We start from the raw sequence: 18,903 nt of genomic DNA on the forward strand, positions 1-18,903 counted from the left end.
GAGCATCGGCCGCGCGGCCGGTGCTCGTCATCTGATCGCTTCAAGCCTTCATGGGTTTCGCCGCACCCTCCCTCAAGGGCCGCGCGCTGCGCCTGCTGAGCCAGCGCGAGCATTCGCGGCCCGAGCTCGAACGCAAGCTGGCGAAGTACGAAGAGGTGCCGGGCACGCTGGCGCAGGCGCTCGACGAGCTGGCGGCCAAGGACTTCATCAGCGAGTCGCGCGTGGTGCAGTCGGTGATCAACCAGCGCGCTTCGCGCATGGGCGCCGCGCGGGTGCGGCAGGAGCTGCAGCAGAAGGGCGTCGCGCCCGAGGCCATCTCCGAAGCGGTGGCGCAGCTGAAAGACAGCGAACAGGCGCGCGCGCGCGAGGTCTGGCGGCGCCGCTTCGATGCATTGCCGCAGGATGCGAAGGAGCGTGCCAAACAGGCGCGCTTCCTCATGGCCCGGGGCTTCTCCGGGGCGGTGGTGGGCAAGGTCCTTCGCAGCGACAGCGACGACGAGTGACCCGCAGGCCGGCACCGGCCGATCGCGCCGCGGCGTGGCTGGCATGATCCGGCCCATGTCGACGAACACCACCCCCTCGCCTTCCCTCGGTCGCACCGGCCTGCGCGCCGGTACCGCCTTCGCCGGCGCCGTCTTCAAGAGTGCGCTGCTGGCCATCCTGCTCGGTGGCGGCGTGTTCTTCTTCTACATCAGCCAGCTGAGCGGCCCGGGCATGCCCGCGGCGCGTGCCGGCGGCGCAGGCGCGGTGATCGCGCTGCTGTTCTCGCCCTCGGTGCTGGTCGCCCTGCTGCTGCTGGGCTTCATGCCGCTCTACCTGATGCTCGGTATCGCGCAGGGCCGTAGCCGTGCGCTGCGTCAGGTGGTGCTGGCGCATGGCGACACGATCGCGCAGCGCCTGGGCGCCGCCATCGCGGGCCGCGTCGAGGCGATGCCGCGCACCCATGGCGCCTTGCAGCGCAGCTCCGAATGGCTCTCGGTCGATGCGCTGAGCCGCCAGCTCGCGCCGGTGCTGGGCGAGGGCCGCGCGGTGCGGGCCGTGATCGGCTTCGTGCTGAACCGGCTGCCGCTGTCGACGCTGCTGGCCGACTGGCAGGCCGGGCGCGCCGCGCACGGCGGGACCGAGGCCGGCGTGGAAGACCCGGCCCTGCGCGCGCTGCTGCAGCAGCGCATCGGCGAGACGCTGCAGGAGATGGCGACCCCGTCGCGCACCCCGCTCTACATCGCGCTGGCCGCGCACGCCCTGCTGCTGGGCTTCGGCCTCTGGCTCATCGCCTGAGGCCGCCCCGCGCGAGGATCAGCCGCGCACCACCAGCGGCTCGAACTTGCGGCGCGCCTTGAGCTGCGCCGGGTCCCATTCGATGCCCAGGCCGGGCGTCGACGGTGCCACCGCGTGGCCGGCTTCGATCTGCAGCCGGCTGGTCGTGAGGTCGTCGAGCTGCGGGATGTACTCGACCCAGCGGCCGTTGGGCACGGCCGCGCACAGGCTCACGTGGATCTCCATCAGGAAGTGCGGGCACATCGCGATGTTGTGCGCCTCGGCCAGGTGCGCGATCTTGAGCCAGGGCGTGATGCCGCCCACGCGCGCCACGTCGGCCTGCACGATCGAGCAGGCGCCCTGCTGGATGTACTCGGCGAACTGCGACAGGTGGTACATCGACTCGCCCACCGCCACCGGCACGCTGGTGCTGGCCAGCAGTTGCGCATGCGCGCGCACGTGCTCGGCCGGCATCGGCTCCTCGAACCAGGCCAGGTCGATGGCCTCGTACTGGCGCGCGCGGCGCACCGCTTCCGAGACCGTGAAGCTCTGGTTGGCATCGACCATCAGCTCGAAGCCCGGGCCCACCGCCGCGCGCACCGCCGACAGGCGCGCGATGTCCTCGGCCACGTGCGGCTTGCCGACCTTGACCTTGGCGCCCAGGAAGCCCGCGGCCTGGGCCGCCAGCGTCTGCTCGACCAGCTGCGCCTGCGGGATCTGCAGCCAGCCGCCCTCGGTGGTGTAGACCGGCACGCGCGATTGCGCGCCGCCGGCCAGCTGCCACAGCGGCAGCTTGGCCACGCGGGCGTTGCGGTCCCACAGCGCGGTGTCGACGGCCGCCAGCGCGAGGCTGGTGATGGCGCCCACCGCGGTCGCGTGCGTGTGGAAGAAGAGGTCGCGCCAGATGGCTTCGTAGTGCTGCGGGTCGCGCCCGATCAGCCGCGGCGCCAGGTGGTCCTGCAGCAGCGCCACGATCGACGAGCCGCCGGTGCCGATGGTGTAGGTGTAGCCGGTGCCGGCGGAGCCGTCGTCGCAGCGCACGGTGACCATCACGGTCTCCTGCGTCACGAAGGACTGGATGGCGTCGGTGCGCACCACCTTGGGTGCGATGTCGATCTGCGCGATCTCGACCTGGTCGATCTTGGCCATCGGCTCAGCCTCCGTTGCGCGTCACTTCCACGGGCAGGTCGGCGCCGTGGTACTTCTTGTAGATGGTGTTGAGCTCGCCGCTCTGCAGGTGGGCCTTGACGAAGGCGTCGAGCTTTTCCTTGAGGCGCGGCTCGTTCTTGCGCAGGCCGATGGCGAGCATGTTGACCTTCATCGTGAACTTTGGCTCCATCTGCTTGGCCGGGTTCTTCTCGTTGATGGTCTTGAGCAGCGGCGGCGCGGTCGCGAAGATGTCGGCCTGGCCGCTGACCACCGCGGTGATGGAGGTGGCGTCGTCGTCGAAGCGCACGATCTGCGCGCCGGCCGGCAGGATCTTGGTGAGTTCCTGGTCGTTGGTGGTGCCGCGGGTGGAGATCACCTTCTTGCCCACCAGGTCGGCCGGGCCGCTGAGGGTCATGCTCTTGGGCGCGCCGACCACCGCCAGGATGGCGGCGTAGGGGATCGAGAAGTCGACCACCTTCTCGCGCTCGGGCGTGACCGACATGCTCGAGATCACGATGTCGGCCTTGTCGGTCTGCAGAAAGGGAATGCGGTTGGCGCCGGTGGTGGGCACGATCTCGAGCGCCAGGCCCAGGCTCTTGGCCAGCAGCTGCGCGGTCTCGACGTCGGAGCCGACCGCGTTGAGCTTCTCGTCCTTCATGGCATAGGGCGGCACGGCCAGGTCGATCGCGATGCGGATCTTCTTGGCGGCCGTGATGGTGTCGAGCTGGTCGGCGTGCGCGGCGTTGAGCAGCGCGAAGGGCGAGGCCAGCACGAGGGCGGCGACGAGGGTGCTGCGGCGGGCGAGGAAGGAACGGTTCATCGAGAGTCTCCTGTGATTGATCGGATCGAAAGCGGTCGAGGGCTCAGGTGTTGCAGCTCAGAGCCCGGTGCCGAGGAACTGGCGCAGTTCGGGCGTCTGCGGCGCGCTCAGGATGCTGGCGTCGCCCTGCTCCCAGACCTGGCCCTGGTGCATGAAGATGATCTTGTTGGCCACGCCGCGCGCGAAGGCCATCTCGTGCGTCACGAGGATCATGGTCATGCCCTCGCCCGCGAGCTTTTCCATCACCTTGAGCACTTCGCCGGTGAGTTCCGGGTCGAGCGCCGAGGTGACCTCGTCGAACAGCATCAGCTGCGGCTGCATCGCGAGCGAGCGCGCGATCGCCACGCGCTGCTGCTGGCCGCCCGAGAGCTGCTCGGGGTAGGCGTCGGCCTTCTCGGCCAGGCCCACGCGCTGGAGCACGTCCAGCGCCAGCGCGTTGGCCTCGCTGGCGCCCAGCTTCTTCACCGACTGCGGGGCCAGTGTGATGTTCTGCTTGACCGTCAGGTGCGGGAACAGGTTGTAGCTCTGGAACACGATGCCCACGTCGCGGCGCAGCGCGCGCAGGTCGAGCGCGGCGTCGTGCACCTGGTGGTTGCAGACCTGGATGGTGCCGCTGTCGATGGTCTCGAGGCGGTCGATGCAGCGCAGCGCGGTGCTCTTGCCCGAGCCGCTCTTGCCGATGATGGCGACCACCTCGCCGCGGTTGACCGAGAAGGACACGCCCCGCAGGACATGGTTCTGGCCGAAGCGCTTGTGGACCTGTTCGAGTTCAACCACGGGTTGCATTGAGCTTCCTTTCGAGCGTGCGGCTCCAGCGGGACAGCGGATAGCACATGATGAAATAAAGGACCACCGCACATCCGAAGTACAGGAAGGGCTGGAAGGTCGAGTTGTTGAGCACCTTGGCGTTGTAGGAGAGCTCGGCGTAGCCCACCACCAGCGAGGCGATCGAGGTGTTCTTGATGATCTGCACCAGGAAGCCGACGGTCGGCGGCGTCGCGATGCGCAGCGCCTGCGGCAGGATCACGCGGCGCATGCGTTCGATGCGCGTCAGGCCCAGGCATTCGGCGGCTTCCCACTGGCTCTTGGGCACCGACTGGATGCAGCCGCGCCAGATCTCGCCGAGGAAGGCGCCGGAGTAGAGGGTGATGGCCAGCGCGGCCGCGGCCAGCGCCGGCACCGAGCCGATGCCCACGATGCTGGGGCCGAAGAAGCACACGCCCATCAGCACCAGCAGCGGCGTGCCCTGCACCACCTGGATGTAGGCGGTGGCGGCAATGCGCACCGCGGGCAGCGGCGAGACCCGGGCCAGCGCCACGGCCAGCCCGATCAGGCCGCCGCCGACGAAGGCCAGCGCCGAGAGTTGCAGCGTGCCCCAGGCACCGAGCAGAAGAAAACCGAAATGATCGGCCGGCATCAGCGTCATGGCGCGGTCCTCACAGCGAGGTGCCGAGCTTGCGCCGGCGCGGGAAGACGAACTGCGCCAGCAGCCAGAAGCCCAGGCGCATCGCATACGACAGCGCCAGGTACACGGCCCACAGCACGAGGAAGATCTCGAAGTTGCGGAAGGTGTCCGACTGGATGCGGTTGGCCACGCCGAACAGTTCCTCGGCGCCGATCGAGGACATGATGCTGGAGGCCAGCATCAGCAGCACGAACTGGCTGGCCAGCGCGGGGTACACCCGCTCGATGGCCGGGCGCAGGATCACGTGCCAGAACACCTGCGCCTTCGACAGGCCCAGGCACTCGGCCGCCTCGAGCTGGCCCTTGTGGATCGACTCGATGCCCGCGCGGATGATCTCGCAGCTGTAGGCGCCGATGTTGATCACCAGCGCCAGCACCGCGCCGACCATGATCGGCATCGTCACGCCGGCACTCGACAGGCCGAAGATCAGGAAGTAGCTCTGGATCAGCAACGGCGAGTTGCGGATCGCCTCGACGTAGCCGCCCGTCAGGCGCTGCAGCCAGCGGTGGCGGCTGTTGCGGCCGAGCGCGCAGGCGGTTCCGAGCGCAAAGCCGAGCACGGTCGCCACGAAGGACAGCTGGACCGTGGTCCAGGCGCCTTCGAGCAGCAGCGGCCACTGCGCGAGCACCGGCTCGAAATCGAACTGATAGTTCACGAGGTCTCCTTGGAATCAGGCCGCGCCGCAAGGGCCGGCCTGGAAGCGCGACAGAAAGTCAGCGCCCGATGTTTTTGCAAATGAAAGATGTTTTTATGATGTCGGCGGCGATTCTGTCAGGCCGAACCCTGCTTCCTCCATAGGGTTAACACCGAGCGCAAGGGTTCTCCGGGGGCGGCCTTCCTTTGGTATCGTCACGCGCTTAAATTTCACTAACGAAAAACTCTTTTATTAATGCGATGCGCAGGCGTCGCGGGAAGCACACCATGACGCAACGGGTCCAGGGCAAAAGAACTTTGGTGACGGCCGCCGGCAACGGCATCGGCCGCGAGAGCGCGCTGGCGCTGGCACGCCAAGGCGCGCAGGTCTGGGCCACCGACATGAACGACGAGGCGCTGGCCGCGCTGGCCGAGGACGCGCGCGCCGAGGGCCTCGCGGGCCTGACGACCGCGAAGCTGGACGTGCGCGACAGCGCGGCCGTGGCACGCATGGCGGCCGAGATCGGCCCGCTGGACGTGCTCTTCAACTGCGCGGGCTTCGTGCACGGCGGCAGCATCCTCGAGTGCGAGGACAGCGACTGGGACTTCAGCTTCGACCTCAACGTCAAGTCGATGTACCGCACCATCCGCAGCTTCCTGCCGGCCATGCTGTCGCACGGCGGCGGCTCGATCATCAACATGGCCTCGGCGGCCTCGAGCGTGAAGGGCGTGCCCAACCGTTTTGTCTACGGCGCCTCGAAGGCAGCGGTGATCGGCCTGACCAAGGCGGTGGCGGCCGACTTCGTGCAGAAGGGCATCCGCTGCAACGCGATCTGCCCGGGCACCATCGAGTCGCCCTCGCTGCGCGGCCGCATCGCGGCCCAGGCGCGCGATGCGAACGCCGACGAGGCGGCGGTGCGCGCGGCCTTCGTGGCGCGCCAGCCCATCGGCCGCGTCGGCCGACCCGAGGAAGTCGCGGCGCTGGTGGTGTACCTGGCGTCGGACGAATCGGCGTTCACGACGGGGACCATCCACATGATCGATGGTGGTTGGTCGAACTGAGCCCACCCCCGTCTCTCGCTCACTTCGTGTAGCTCAACTCCCCCCTCGAGGGGGCGATACCGGCGGCCCGGCGGAGCCGGTTCCGCGGTATCCCTGGAATGGGGTGTGCGCTTGCATCGGCTGACCGGCCCCCTTCATCTACTTTTATCGGACACACCATGACGCGCATCACCGACCTCCGGGTCCTCGACATCCGCTTCCCCACTTCGCAGCACCTGGACGGCTCGGACGCGATGAATCCCGATCCGGACTACTCGGCCGCCTACGTGGTGCTCGAGACCGACCAGCCGGGCCTCGAGGGCCATGGCCTGACCTTCACCATCGGCCGCGGCAACGAGATCTGCTGCGCCGCGCTGCGCGCCATGCGCCACCTGCTGGTGGGCCAGGAACTGGCGGTGATCGCGGCCGACATGGGGCGCTTCTGGCACCACGTGACCAGCGACAGCCAGCTGCGCTGGATCGGTCCGGACAAGGGCGCGATCCACCTGGCGACCGGCGCCATCGTGAATGCCGTGTGGGACCTCTGGGCCAAGGCCGAGGGCAAGCCGGTGTGGCGGCTGGTGGCCGAGATGTCGCCGGAAGAGCTGGTGCGCTGCATCGACTTCCGCTACATCACCGACTGCATCACGCCCGAGGAGGCGCTCGCGCTGCTGCAGCAGGCCGCCGTCGGCAAGGAAGAACGCATCCGCACGCTCGAGGCCGAAGGCTATCCCTGCTACACCACCTCGGCCGGCTGGCTGGGCTACTCGGACGAGAAGCTGCGCCGGCTCGCGCAGGAGGCGGTGGACGCGGGCTTCGACTACATCAAGCTCAAGGTCGGCCGCGACCTGCAGGACGACATCCGGCGCCTCAAGGTGGCGCGCGAGGTGCTGGGCCCGGACCGCCATCTGATGATCGACGCCAACCAGGTGTGGGAAGTCGACCAGGCCATCGACTGGGTCAATCAGCTGGCCTTCGCCAAGCCCTGGTTCATCGAGGAGCCCACCAGCCCGGACGACGTCGAGGGCCACCGCAAGATCCGCGAGGGCGTGGCGCCGGTGAAGATCGCGACCGGCGAGATGTGCCAGAACCGGATCATGTTCAAGCAGTTCATCATGCGCGGCGCGATCGACGTGGTGCAGATCGACTCCTGCCGCCTGGGCGGCGTGAACGAGATCCTGGCCGTGATGCTGATGGCCGCCAAGTACCAGCTGCCGGTCTGCCCGCACGCCGGTGGCGTGGGCCTGTGCGAGTACGTGCAGCACCTGTCGATGATCGACTACCTTTGCATCTCCGGCACCCGCGAGGGCCGCGTGATCGAATACGTGGACCATCTGCACGAGCATTTCGAGACGCCCTGCGTGATCCGCGGCGCGGCCTACATGCCGCCGACGGCGCCCGGTTTTTCCATCACCATGAAGCCCGAGTCCCTGCGACAGTACGAGTTTCATGCTGACGTCGAGCCGCGGCATTCCTGAAGTAAAAGAGGCACGCCGGCCTGCCGCGGCGTGATGGAGAGACCCGATGACCGAACCGACCGCCCCTTCCAACGATGCCGCCAGCGCGCGCTACTCGGCGCCCGCGCTCGAGAAGGGCCTGGACATCCTGGAGGCGCTGGCCGACAGCCTGCACGGCTACACGCTCAACGAGCTGGCGCAGAAGGTGTCGCGCAGCGTCGGCGAGATCTTCCGCATGGCGGTGACGCTCGAGCGGCGCGGCTTCGTGCGCGTCGACGAGAACGACCGCTACACGCTCACGCTGCGCATGTTCGAGCTCTCGCACCGCCAGCAGCCGCTCAAGTCGCTGGTCGCGACCGCGCTGCCGCTGATGCGCGAGCTGGCCAACCGCGCCCACCAGTCCTGCCACCTGGCCATGTACCAGCAGGGCCGCGTGGTGGTGATCGCGCAGGTCGACGGACCCGACCGCTGGACCTTCGGCCTGAAGGTAGGCGTGACCATCGGCCTGACCGACACCTCGGCCGGCCATGTGCTGCTGGCCTTTCGCGACGAGGTGGACCGCGCCCGCATGCTGGCCGCGCGGGTCAAGGTCGAGGGCGAGCAGGAGCTCGACCCGGGCGAACTGTTCGCGCTGCTGGGCGATGTGCGCCACCGCGGCTACGCCTCGATGCCCAGCCAGCAGATCAAGGGCGTGCGCAACATCGCCTTCCCGATCCTGGGCCAGGCCAACCACGTGATCGCGGCCATCAACGTGCCGCACATCGAGCGCATCGACCAGAAGGTCACGCCCGACGTCGACCAGGTCTGCGAGATCGTGGCCAACATCGCGGCGCGGCTGTCGGCGCTGATGGGGCACAGCAGCTTCAACGAGCTGGCCTAGCGAACGCGCGCCGGAAGGCGCCGCGTTGATCAGCCCACGTCGGGCACGTCGTCGGCCAGCGGCTGCTGGCTCTTGTACGAGGCGATGTCGCGCACGTTCTTCTGCACCGCCACCGAACCGAAGAGCGCGAGCAGGAAGGACATGCCGTAGAAGCCCTTCTCGCTGTTGGCGAGCGTGGCGTTGAACAGGCCCACGGCCAGCAGCGCCACCGACAGCAGCAGCGAGATCCAGCACAGGCCGTAGTAGATGGCGGTGACCGAGGTGCCCTCGAGCCGGTCGCGCACGCTCTTCTGCAGCGACACGGCGGCGAACAGGCCGTACATCAGGATGGTGAAGTAGTAGCCCTTCTCGTTGAGCTGCATGGAGGCGTTCCACAGCCCGATCAGGTAGACCAGCGAACCGATGACCAGCGCGGCCCAGGACGCGGCGACGAATGCGCCGGTGGGTTTCTGCAAAGCGATTGCCATGAGAGCCTCCTCGATGTGATTGGAGGCGCGATTATGGTGCGATGCGCGCCCGGTCACGAAGGGGCGCGGGCCCCGGGGCTCAGAGCCCCAGCATCAGCTTCAGGTTCTGCACCGCGGCGCCGCTGGCGCCCTTGCCCAGGTTGTCCAGGCGCGCGATCACCACCGCGTGGCGGTGGTCCTCGTTCGGGAACACGCGCAGCTCGAGCTCGTTGGTGTCGTTGAGCGCGGTCGGCTCGAGCTTGCCGTCGGCCGTGGGCGGCAGCACCTTGACGAAGCCGTCGGGCGTGTTGCTCTTCGCATAGTGCGCGGCGAGCGCGTCGTGCAGGTCGCTGGCCTTCGGCCGGCCGGGCAGGTCGTCCAGGTGCAGCGGCAGCTGGACCAGCATGCCCTGCTTGAAGTTGCCCACCGAGGGGATGAACACCGGCCGGCGCGTCAGGCCGGTGAACTTCATGATCTCGGGGATGTGCTTGTGCTTCAGGCCCAGCGCATAGGTCTCGAAGGGTGCGGCGTTGCCCGCCTCGTAGGCCTCGATCATGCTGCGGCCGCCGCCGGAATAGCCGCTGACCGAGGGCAGCGCGAGGGGGAAATCCTTGGGCAGCAGGCCGGCGTCGATCAGCGGTCGCACGATGGCGATGGCACCGGTCGCATAGCAGCCGGGGTTGCCCACGCGCTCGGCCTTGGCCACGGCCTGCCAGTGGCCTTCGACGAGTTCGGGGAAGCCGAAGACCCAGGCAGGGTTGGTGCGGTGCGCGGTCGAGGCGTCGACGATCTTGGGCTTTTTCCCCGGCAGCTGGTCGATCAGCGCCACCGACTCGATGGCCGCGTCGTCGTGCAGGCACAGGATCACCAGGTCGACCCCGGCCATCAGGTCGCGCTTGGCGTTGACGTCCTTGCGCAGCTCGGGCGCGATGCTCACGATGTCGATCTGGGGCATCTTCGCGAGACGTTCGCGAATCTGGAGGCCGGTGGTGCCGGCTTCGCCGTCGATGAAGACCTTGGCCATGGTGGGTGGGTGTTTCTACCGAGAAAGAGGGTACGTGATGTCCGCAGGCAGACGCTCGCCTTTGGTGCGGCGCACCATGATACAGTCGTTGATTGTTCGTCGCCCCCGCCCTGCAGGACGCCGTGGCCCACGAGCAACAGCATCAACCATCTCCCGTTTTCAAACCTCCGTCCGAGAGAAACCTCATGAAGATTCACGAGTACCAAGGCAAGGAAATTCTTGCCAAGTTCGGCGTGCCCGTGCCGCGCGGCATTGCGGCCTACACGGTCCAGGAGGCGGTCGAGGCCGCCCAGAAACTTGGCGGCCCCGTGTGGGTGGTCAAGGCCCAGATTCACGCGGGTGGCCGCGGCAAGGGCGGCGGCGTCAAGGTCGCCAAGACCATTGAAGACGTCAAGAAGCTGGCCGGCGAAATCCTCGGCATGCAGCTCGTCACGCACCAGACCGGCCCCGAAGGCCAGAAGGTCCGCCGCCTCTACATCGAAGACGGCGCCGACATCAACAAGGAATACTACGTTTCCGCCGTGACCGACCGCGCGACCCAGAAGGTCGCGTTCATCGCCTCGAGCGAAGGCGGCATGGACATCGAGGAAGTGGCGCATTCCACGCCCGAGAAGATCATCACGGTCTTCGCCGATCCCAAGGAAGGCCTGACCGACGCGCAAGCCAAGGAAATCGCCGACGGCATCGGCATGCCCGCCGATTCGACCGCCCAGACGATCGACATCCTCAAAAAGCTCTACACCTGCTACATGGAGACGGACGCCTCGCTGGTCGAGATCAACCCGCTCAACCGTGACAGCAAGGGCAACGTGATGGCGCTCGACGCGAAGTTCAACTTCGACCCGAACGCACTGTTCCGCCACCCCGAACTCGTGGCCCTGCGCGACCTCGACGAGGAAGACGCGGCCGAAGTCGAGGCCTCCAAGTTCGACCTCGCCTACATCTCGCTCGACGGCAACATCGGCTGCCTGGTGAACGGTGCCGGCCTGGCCATGGCCACCATGGACACCATCAAGCTGTTCGGCGGCGAGCCGGCCAACTTCCTGGACGTGGGCGGCGGCGCCACCCCCGAGAAGGTCACCGAAGCCTTCAAGATCATGCTGAAGAACAAGAACGTGGAAGCCATCCTCGTGAACATCTTCGGCGGCATCATGAAGTGCGACACCATCGCCACCGGCGTGATCGCAGCCTGCAAGGCCGTGAACCTCTCCGTGCCGCTGGTCGTGCGCATGAAGGGCACCAACGAAGTCGAAGGCAAGAAGCTGCTGGCCGATTCGGGCCTGCCCATCATCAGCGCCGACACGATGGCCGACGCGGCTCAAAAAGTGGTGGCGGCAGTCGCCAAGTAAGGAACAAGTCATGTCGATCTACATCAACAAAGACACCAAGGTCATCACGCAAGGCATCACCGGCAAGACCGGTCAATTCCACACGGAAAAGTGCCAGGAATACGCGAACGGCAAGAACGCCTTCGTCGCGGGCGTGAACCCCAAGAAGGCCGGCGAGTCGATCTTCGGCATCCCGATCTTCGGTTCGGTCAAGGAAGCCGCCTCGCAGACCGGCGCCACCGTGTCGGTGATCTACGTGCCGCCGCCGGGCGCTGCCGCCGCGATCTGGGAAGCGGTCGAAGCCGACCTGGACCTGGCGATCTGCATCACCGAAGGCATTCCGGTCAAGGACATGCTCGAAGTGCGCAACAAGATGAAGGCCAAGGAAGCGGCCGGCGGCAAGAAGACCCTGCTGCTGGGCCCGAACTGCCCCGGCCTGATCACGCCCGACGAAATCAAGATCGGCATCATGCCCGGCCACATCCATCGCAAGGGACGCATCGGCGTGGTCTCGCGTTCGGGCACGCTGACGTATGAAGCCGTGGCGCAACTGACGGAAATCGGCCTGGGCCAATCGTCGGCGGTCGGCATCGGCGGCGACCCGATCAATGGCCTGAAGCACATCGACGTGATGAAGGCCTTCAACGACGATCCGGACACCGACGCGGTGATCATGATCGGCGAAATCGGCGGCCCGGACGAGGCGGACGCCGCCCGCTGGTGCAAGCTCAACATGAAGAAGCCGGTGGTCGGCTTCATCGCTGGCGTGACCGCGCCTCCGGGCAAGCGCATGGGCCACGCCGGCGCGCTGATCTCGGGCGGTGCCGACACGGCCGATGCCAAGCTCGCCATCATGGAAGAGTCGGGCTTCACCGTGACGCGCAACTTCTCGGAGCTGGCCAAGCTGCTGAAGGCCCGTCTGTAAGCATCGCGTCCCGCGACCACACACAAACGAAAAGCGCTCGCAATTCATATTGCGGGCGCTTTTTCAATACATAACAGTGGAAAAAGAGACATGGAACTACTGCAAAGCGCTGACTTCTGGATCGGTCTGGTCAAGATCGTCTGGATCAACATCATTCTTTCGGGCGACAACGCGGTCGTGATCGCGATGGCGGCCCGTTCGCTGCCGCCCGCGCAGCAACAAAAGGCCGTGCTCTTCGGCTCGGGCGCGGCCGTGGTGCTGCGCATCGTGCTGACGGTGGTGGCGGCCAAGCTGCTGGGCCTGCCCTTCCTGCAGATCGTCGGCGGCCTGCTGCTGCTGTGGATCGGCCTGCAACTGCTGGGCGACGAGGAAGAAGGCGAAGGCGAGAGCAAGGAATACGGCAGCCTGTTCGCCGCCGTGCGCACCATCCTGATCGCCGACCTGGTGATGAGCCTGGACAACGTGATCGCCGTGGCGGCCGCGGCCCAGGGCAACACCACGCTGCTGATCCTCGGCCTGGCCATCAGCATCCCGCTGGTGATCTTCGGCAGCACGCTCATGATCAAGCTCATGGAGCGCTTCCCCATCATCGTCATGCTCGGCGCCGCACTGATCGGCTGGGTCGGCGGTGAAACCATCGTCAGCGACGTGTTCCTGCGCGACGTGCTGACGGCCAACCCCTGGCTGCACTATGCAGGCGCTGCCGCCGGCGCCGCCTTCGTGGTGTTCGTCGGGCGGGGCCTGCAGCGGCGCGGCAGCCGCTCTCCCGCGCACTGAGCCTTCCACCTCCACCCATGACCCGCTCCGATACATCTCCTTCCCCCCTCCAGGAAGACGGCGTCTGGTCTTGGGAGTTCTCGGCCCTCACCGATCCCGGGCGGGTGCGGGCCAACAACGAAGATGCGGTGGCGTTCGACCCGGCGCTGGGCCTGGCGATCCTGGCCGACGGCATGGGCGGCTACAACGGCGGCGAAGTGGCCAGCGGCATGGCGCTGGCCCTGCTGCAGGCCAGCTTCGGCCGCTGGCTGGCGCACGCCGGCCCGTCGGCCCATGCGCGCGCCGTGCGGCGCGCGCTGCAGGCCGGCACCGACGAGGCCAACAGCGCGATCCTCGAGGCCGGGATGGCCAACCTGCAGCTGCAGGGCATGGGCACGACGCTGGTGCTGGCGGCCTTCGGCCCGCAGCGCGTGGTGATCGGCCACATCGGCGATTCGCGCTGCTACCGGCTGCGCCGCGGCCAGCTGGAACTGCTCACGCGCGACCATTCGCTGCTGCAGGAGCAGCTCGACGCCGGCGTCATCACGCCGCAACAGGCGGCGCGCTCCCCGCATCGCAACCTGGTGACCCGGGCCCTGGGCATCGAGCGCTCGGTGAATCTCGAGATGCACGAGCACAGCACGCAGCCGGGCGACCTTTACCTGTTATGTTCCGACGGCCTGAGTGAGATGGTCTCCGACGCACAGCTTTCCACAGTTTTGTTACAAAATTGCGGTTTGGCGGAGAAAGCACTACTTTTGGTTGCAATGGCGAACGACAATGGCGGACGGGACAATATCTCTGTTGTCCTGGCAAGCGCCGGCCTCGCGCGCCCTGCAGGGTAAGGCCCGGGACGGTTGACCCTCCCCCGGGCCGCGCGGATAAAACTGGCAGTTTCAGGAGTCGGCCATGCCGAAAATGATTGTTTCGATCGACGGAGTCGTCATCAAGGAAGTGACGCTCGCCAAGGACCGGACCACATTGGGGCGGCGGCCTTACAACGACATCGTCATCGACAACCTGGCCATCAGCGGCGAGCACGCCGTGCTCCACATGATCGGCGGCGACGTCTACCTCGAAGACCTCAACAGCACCAACGGGACCTACGTCAATTCCCGCGCCATCAAGAAGCAGGCGCTGGAGAACAACGACGTGGTCGAGGTCGGCAAGTACAAGATCCGCTACCTGTCGGGCAGCGAGCCCGGCGGCTATTCCAGCGTGGCGTCCCGCGTCGGCGCGGCGCCGGCCTTCTCTTCGGTCCCGCTGTCGAGCAGCCCGACCGTCCCGGCGCCCCTGATGGGCGGCGGCGTCGCGCAGGCCGCCATCCGCGTGCTGTCCGGCGCGGGGGCCGGGCGCGAGTTGTCCCTGGAAAAAGTCGTGACCACCATCGGCAAGCCCGGGGTCGCGGTGGCGGCGGTCACGCGCCGGCTGCACGGCTACGTGGTGGCGCCCATCGACGGCGGCACCACCCTCAACGGCGAGCTGCTCGGCAACGAGGCCGTGGCCCTGCAGGACGGCGACGTGCTGGAGCTCGGCGGCACGCGCATGCAGTTCGTCCACGCCTGAGCGGCCCTTGCCTGCTTGCACCGCGTGACGTGGCGCCATGAACGCGCTGCGTCGGCACTGGCTCCGAATCGCCATCACCCTGGTGCCGGTGCTGCTGGCGCTGGGCCACTCGGTCGGCGCCTGGCGCTCGCCCTTCGTCGAACCCTTCGACAACTTCATCTATGACGCTCGGCTGCGGCTCACCATGCCGCACACGCTGGACCCGCGCATCGTCATCGTCGACATCGACGACCCCAGCCTCCAGCAGTTCGGCCAGTGGCCCTGGAGCCGCGACAAGCTGGCCGAGCTCACCACCGAACTCATGGAGCGGCAGCAGGCGGCGGTGCTCGGCTACGACGTGCTCTTCGTCGAAGCCGACGGCAGCACCGGCCTGGGCAGCCTGCGCCAGCTGGCCGACGGCCCGATGCGGGGCGACCGCGCCTTCGCCGCCGAGATCGAGCGCCTGGCCCCCCTGCTGGACCACGACGCCGCCTTCGCCCGCGCGCTGACCGACCGGCGCGTCGCGCTCGGCTACTACTTCACCCAGACCGTCCGGCCGCACGCCAAGGGCGTGCTGCCCGCGCCCCTGCTGCCGGCCGACGCCTTCCCCTCGGGTCACGATCGTTCGGCGCGCTGGAACGGCTTTGCCGGCAGCATCGAGCCGCTGGCCCGGGCCGCGCCGGCCAGCGGCTTCACCAACGTGCTCATCGAGACCAGCGAGGACGGCGTGATCCGCGCGGCGCCGCTGATGGCCCGCTACGAGGGCGACGCGGCCGTGCCGGGCTACTACGAATCGCTGGGCCTGGCCGTCTACCGGCTGGCCCACGGGCAGCCGCCGGTGAGCGCGTCGCTCGCGCCCACCGGCCTGGCCGGCAGCGGTGCCCCGCTCGAGGCGCTGATGCTCGACGTGCCCGGCGGGCGCCGGCTGCGCGTGCCGGTCGACCAGAGCGCCAGCCTGCTGGTGCCCTACCGCGGGCCGGGCGGCGTGCGTGGCGGGTCCTTCCGCTACATCTCGGCGGTCGACGTGCTGCGCGGCAGGCTGGCGCCGGGCGAGCTCAAGGGCCGGATCGTGCTGGTTGGCGCCACCGCCCCCGGCCTGCAGGACCTGCGCGCCACGCCGGTCGGCGCCGCCTTCCCTGGCGTGGAAGTGCATGCCAACATCATCTCGGGCCTGCTGGACCGGCGCCTGCCCTTCGTGCCGGACTACGCACCGGGCTACGAGGTGCTGGCGCTGCTGGTCGTCGGGCTCACGCTGGCCTTCGGCATGTCGCTGCTGCCGGCGGCGCGCGCGGCGCTGCTGGGCCTGGGCGCCAGCGTAGTGGTGGTCGGGCTCAATGCCGCGCTGTTCTCCAGCTTCGGCGTGGTGCTGCCGCTGGCGGCCACCGTGCTGATGATCGGCATGGTCTTCGTGCTCAACATGAGCTGGGGCTATTTCGTCGAGGCACGGGCCCGCCGCGGCCTGGCGCGGCTGTTCGGTACCTACGTGCCGCCGGAGCTGGTCGACAAGATGCTCGAGCGGCCCGAGCGCTACAGCATGCGCGCCGAGAGCAAGGAGCTGACCGTGATGTTCTGCGACATGCGCGGCTTCACGCAGCTGTCGGAAACCATGGCGCCGACCGAGCTGCAGGTGTTCCTCAACACCGTGTTCAGCCGGCTCACCGCGATCATCAACGCGCACCGCGGCACGGTCGACAAGTACATGGGCGACTGCGTCATGGCCTTCTGGGGCGCGCCGGTCGACGCGCCCGACCATGCCGTGCTGGCGGTGCAGGCGGCCATCGAGATGGCCGCGGCCGTGCAGCAGATCAACCTGGCGCACCGTGCCAGCGGACGGCCCGAGATCAGCGTGGGCATCGGCCTGAACACCGGCGTGATGAGCGTCGGCGACATGGGCTCGGCCGTGCGCCGCAGCTACACGGTGGTGGGCGATGCGGTGAACCTGGCCTCCCGGCTCGAGAGCCTCAACGGCCACTACGGCACCGAGATCCTGGCCACCGACGCCACCCGCCAGGCCAGTTCGCTGTTCCTCTGGCAGGAGCTCGACTGGGTCTATGTGCGCGGCAAGGCCCGCGCCGTCGCCCTCTTCACGCCCGTCGCGCGCGTCGACGCGGCCGAGCCCGCCCTGCACGCGCAGCTCGAGCGCTGGTCGCTGGTGCTGGCGGCCTACCGGGCACAGCAATGGGACGAGGCCCGCCAGCTGCTGGCCCCGCTGCTCGCGGTGGATGCGAAAAAAGTCCTTTACCAGGTCTACGAGAAGCGTTTAGCCTCGATGGCGCGGCAGCCCCAAGACCCGGACTGGGACGGCGCCATCCGTTTCGAAACCAAGTAACAAGGGTCCCCTATGCAGGTGCGTGTGTTGGGCTGCTCCGGCGCGATTGCCAAAGACTGCCGCACCACCTCCTTCCTGGTCGACGACGATGTGCTCGTCGATGCCGGCACCGGCGTCGGCGACCTCACGCTCGAGGAAATGGCCGGCATCGACGACGTGCTGCTGACCCATTCGCACCTCGACCACATCGCCGCCCTGCCCCTGATGATCGACGCCGTGGCGTCCAGCCGTGCCCGGCCGCTGCGGGTGCACGCGCTGCGCGCCACCATCGAGGCCCTGCGCGCGCACGTCTTCAACAACGTCATCTGGCCCGACTTCGCGAGCATCCCCAGCCTCGAGTCGCCCTTCGTGAGCTTCCACGACATCGCGATCGGCCAGACCCTGCAGCTCGGCAGCCGCTCGCCCAAGGCCATCGAGGTGCTCCCGGCCGTCCACACCGTGCCCGCCTGCGGCTATGCCGTGCGCAGCGCCGAGGGTGGCCCCTACTGGGTCTTCAGCGGCGACACCGAGCGCAACCCGCCCTTCTGGGCGCGCATCAACACGCTCGACGTGGCCATGCTGGTCATCGAGACCGCCTTCAGCAACCGCGAGGAGGGCCTGGCCCGACGCAGCCTGCACCTGTCGCCCGCCAGCCTGGCCGACGAACTGGCCCACATCGCGCCGGGCCGGCGCTACCCCATCTACATCACCCACACCAAGCCCGCCGAAACGGCCGAGATCATGAGCCAGATCGACACCTTTGCCGCGGGCTGGCTGAGCCATGGGCTGGAGGGGCGGGACATTCGGTGGTTGCAGGCGGCGGGGGTGATGGTGGTTTGAGGCCTAGAACAGCCGCGACGCGTTTGGTCGCTAGTGACAAAAAATGTCACTCAGGGCCTGTACCCGAACAACATTTGTGTCGCAAGTTGTAAGTCAAACGTGAACGATTTGGCGGCAGAACTCCTGTTGGAGGCGGTTTTTCGCTTGGCACGGTTGCTGCGGATAGGAAGGCACCGGGACGCGCTCTCGGCCTCACAAACAACCTGGAGTAGTGAAATGAACCGTCGTTCCATCGCACGCAACGTGCAAAAGGGTTTCACCCTGATCGAGTTGATGATCGTTGTGGCGATCATCGGTATTTTGGCGGCTGTGGCACTGCCGGCTTATCAGGATTACACGGTTCGTAGCCGAGTATCGGAGGCTCTTGTACTCGCTTCCGGTGCGAAAATCACCGTTGCAGAAAATGCGGCTAGCTCAGCCGCTAGCCTTTCGACTGGAGCAATTGAAGTGGCCGCAACTGCAGCTGCAGCAACAGCGACGGCTAATCAAAAGGTTGCATCGACTAAAAATGTCAAAACCCTCGATGTGAGCTCTACAACCGGCGCTATCACGGTCGTTACGACCGATTCCGCAGGCGCTGTAACGATTACCCTCACGCCTCAAGCCAATGGATCTGCTTTGGCTGTTTCGACGCCGCCGGCTGGCCCCATCACGTGGAAGTGCAGCGTTGATGCAGAAACCAAATTCAAGTATGCACCGAGCGAGTGCCGCACCAAGACCTAAAACTTAAATATGGATGCTTAAACTTCCCCTGCGTGGGGAAGTTTTTTTGTTTTCGATGGATTCTTTCTCCCTAACGAACGATCTAGCAGGGCTGTTGAATTCCGTCGCTTGATGTCGAGCAGGTTCTTCAGAAGTTCGCAGAATTCTTTAGCGTTTTCAGCGGCATGTGTGATGCATCACTTCGATGTGGATGCGCCCAGCCCAGGCCATTGGTGTTTACACCATTGCTCGATCGCGTCCGGCATCGAACTGAAGATCCGCCATCCGCACGATGGTGCTCGAGGCCATCGTCACTTGATGTCTTTT

General features: G+C 67.2%; 20 protein-coding genes. 13 read left to right on the forward strand and 7 right to left on the reverse strand.

Features of this window, described 5'->3' with window-relative positions:
* The first annotated feature begins 50 nt into the window (after positions 1–50).
* Together recX and A9977_RS31050 are read left to right on the forward strand one after the other, a co-directional pair.
* Positions 51–503: a recombination regulator RecX gene (gene recX, locus A9977_RS31045; protein ID WP_183028653.1), complete on the forward strand. Its 453-nt coding sequence runs from the start codon at positions 51–53 to the stop codon at positions 501–503.
* 55 nt (positions 504–558) lie between these two features.
* Positions 559–1,278 (forward strand): hypothetical protein, encoded by a 720-nt coding sequence (locus A9977_RS31050; protein WP_183028654.1) that lies wholly within the window; start codon positions 559–561, stop codon positions 1,276–1,278.
* Between the two features lie 18 nt (positions 1,279–1,296).
* On the opposite strand, the gene A9977_RS31055 is transcribed toward A9977_RS31050, so the two are convergent.
* From A9977_RS31055 to A9977_RS31075, 5 genes are read right to left on the reverse strand one after another with little or no spacing between them, the layout of a single operon-like run.
* Complete coding sequence (locus A9977_RS31055) at positions 1,297–2,406, reverse strand: mandelate racemase/muconate lactonizing enzyme family protein (protein ID WP_183028655.1); 1,110 nt, start codon at positions 2,404–2,406, stop codon at positions 1,297–1,299.
* Positions 2,407–2,410: 4 nt separating this feature from the next.
* Complete coding sequence (locus tag A9977_RS31060) at positions 2,411–3,226, reverse strand: transporter substrate-binding domain-containing protein (protein WP_183028656.1); 816 nt, start codon at positions 3,224–3,226, stop codon at positions 2,411–2,413.
* Positions 3,227–3,283: 57 nt separating this feature from the next.
* Entirely contained in the window at positions 3,284–4,012 is a 729-nt protein-coding gene (locus A9977_RS31065) for an amino acid ABC transporter ATP-binding protein (RefSeq protein ID WP_183028657.1), read from the reverse strand.
* On the reverse strand, positions 3,996–4,643 hold the full coding sequence (locus A9977_RS31070) for an amino acid ABC transporter permease (protein ID WP_183028734.1): 648 nt from the start codon (positions 4,641–4,643) through the stop codon (positions 3,996–3,998). Before A9977_RS31070 ends, A9977_RS31065 begins: the two co-directional genes overlap by 17 nt.
* Before the next feature lie 19 nt (positions 4,644–4,662).
* Positions 4,663–5,346: an amino acid ABC transporter permease gene (locus tag A9977_RS31075; RefSeq protein WP_183028658.1), complete on the reverse strand. Its 684-nt coding sequence runs from the start codon at positions 5,344–5,346 to the stop codon at positions 4,663–4,665.
* Positions 5,347–5,612: 266 nt separating this feature from the next.
* Between A9977_RS31075 and A9977_RS31080 the strand changes: the two genes are divergently transcribed.
* The 3 genes from A9977_RS31080 (at position 5,613) to A9977_RS31090 (ending at position 8,702) form a co-directional block, all read left to right on the forward strand.
* Positions 5,613–6,386, forward strand: coding sequence for an SDR family oxidoreductase (locus tag A9977_RS31080; protein WP_183028659.1), 774 nt, complete (start codon positions 5,613–5,615; stop codon positions 6,384–6,386).
* A 158-nt stretch (positions 6,387–6,544) separates the two neighbouring features.
* Positions 6,545–7,843: an L-fuconate dehydratase gene (locus A9977_RS31085; protein WP_183028660.1), complete on the forward strand. Its 1,299-nt coding sequence runs from the start codon at positions 6,545–6,547 to the stop codon at positions 7,841–7,843.
* A gap of 46 nt (positions 7,844–7,889) precedes the next feature.
* Positions 7,890–8,702 carry an IclR family transcriptional regulator gene (locus A9977_RS31090; RefSeq protein ID WP_183028661.1) on the forward strand — a complete coding sequence of 271 codons (813 nt, stop codon included), beginning with the start codon at positions 7,890–7,892 and terminating at the stop codon, positions 8,700–8,702.
* 29 nt (positions 8,703–8,731) lie between these two features.
* Here A9977_RS31090 and yiaA read toward each other — a convergent pair whose 3' ends face one another.
* Entirely contained in the window at positions 8,732–9,169 is a 438-nt protein-coding gene (gene yiaA, locus A9977_RS31095; RefSeq protein WP_183028662.1) for an inner membrane protein YiaA, read from the reverse strand.
* A 79-nt stretch (positions 9,170–9,248) separates the two neighbouring features.
* Complete coding sequence (gene argC, locus A9977_RS31100; protein ID WP_183028663.1) at positions 9,249–10,172, reverse strand: N-acetyl-gamma-glutamyl-phosphate reductase; 924 nt, start codon at positions 10,170–10,172, stop codon at positions 9,249–9,251.
* Positions 10,173–10,357: 185 nt separating this feature from the next.
* On the opposite strand from argC, the gene sucC reads away from it, so the two are divergent.
* The 8 genes from sucC to A9977_RS31140 all read left to right on the forward strand — a co-directional run bounded on the left by sucC (position 10,358) and on the right by A9977_RS31140 (position 18,597).
* Positions 10,358–11,521: an ADP-forming succinate--CoA ligase subunit beta gene (sucC, locus tag A9977_RS31105; protein ID WP_183028664.1), complete on the forward strand. Its 1,164-nt coding sequence runs from the start codon at positions 10,358–10,360 to the stop codon at positions 11,519–11,521.
* Between the two features lie 10 nt (positions 11,522–11,531).
* Positions 11,532–12,425 (forward strand): succinate--CoA ligase subunit alpha, encoded by an 894-nt coding sequence (gene sucD / locus A9977_RS31110; protein ID WP_183028665.1) that lies wholly within the window; start codon positions 11,532–11,534, stop codon positions 12,423–12,425.
* Between the two features lie 90 nt (positions 12,426–12,515).
* Complete coding sequence (locus tag A9977_RS31115) at positions 12,516–13,202, forward strand: TerC family protein (protein ID WP_183028666.1); 687 nt, start codon at positions 12,516–12,518, stop codon at positions 13,200–13,202.
* Positions 13,203–13,219: 17 nt separating this feature from the next.
* The gene (locus tag A9977_RS31120) at positions 13,220–14,026 is read left to right on the forward strand and encodes a Stp1/IreP family PP2C-type Ser/Thr phosphatase (RefSeq protein ID WP_183028667.1); all 807 of its coding nucleotides are present in this window, start codon (positions 13,220–13,222) and stop codon (positions 14,024–14,026) included.
* A 64-nt stretch (positions 14,027–14,090) separates the two neighbouring features.
* Positions 14,091–14,747, forward strand: a complete 657-nt coding sequence (locus tag A9977_RS31125; RefSeq protein WP_183028668.1) for an FHA domain-containing protein — start codon at positions 14,091–14,093, stop codon at positions 14,745–14,747.
* Between the two features lie 37 nt (positions 14,748–14,784).
* Entirely contained in the window at positions 14,785–17,055 is a 2,271-nt protein-coding gene (locus tag A9977_RS31130; RefSeq protein WP_183028669.1) for a CHASE2 domain-containing protein, read from the forward strand.
* A gap of 12 nt (positions 17,056–17,067) precedes the next feature.
* Positions 17,068–17,874 (forward strand): 3',5'-cyclic-nucleotide phosphodiesterase, encoded by an 807-nt coding sequence (locus A9977_RS31135; RefSeq protein WP_183028670.1) that lies wholly within the window; start codon positions 17,068–17,070, stop codon positions 17,872–17,874.
* A gap of 216 nt (positions 17,875–18,090) precedes the next feature.
* Complete coding sequence (locus A9977_RS31140; RefSeq protein ID WP_183028671.1) at positions 18,091–18,597, forward strand: pilin; 507 nt, start codon at positions 18,091–18,093, stop codon at positions 18,595–18,597.
* The last annotated feature ends 306 nt before the right edge of the window (positions 18,598–18,903 follow it).

It is taken from the genome of Variovorax sp. UMC13 (assembly GCF_014170375.1).
Taxonomy (GTDB): domain Bacteria; phylum Pseudomonadota; class Gammaproteobacteria; order Burkholderiales; family Burkholderiaceae_C; genus Variovorax.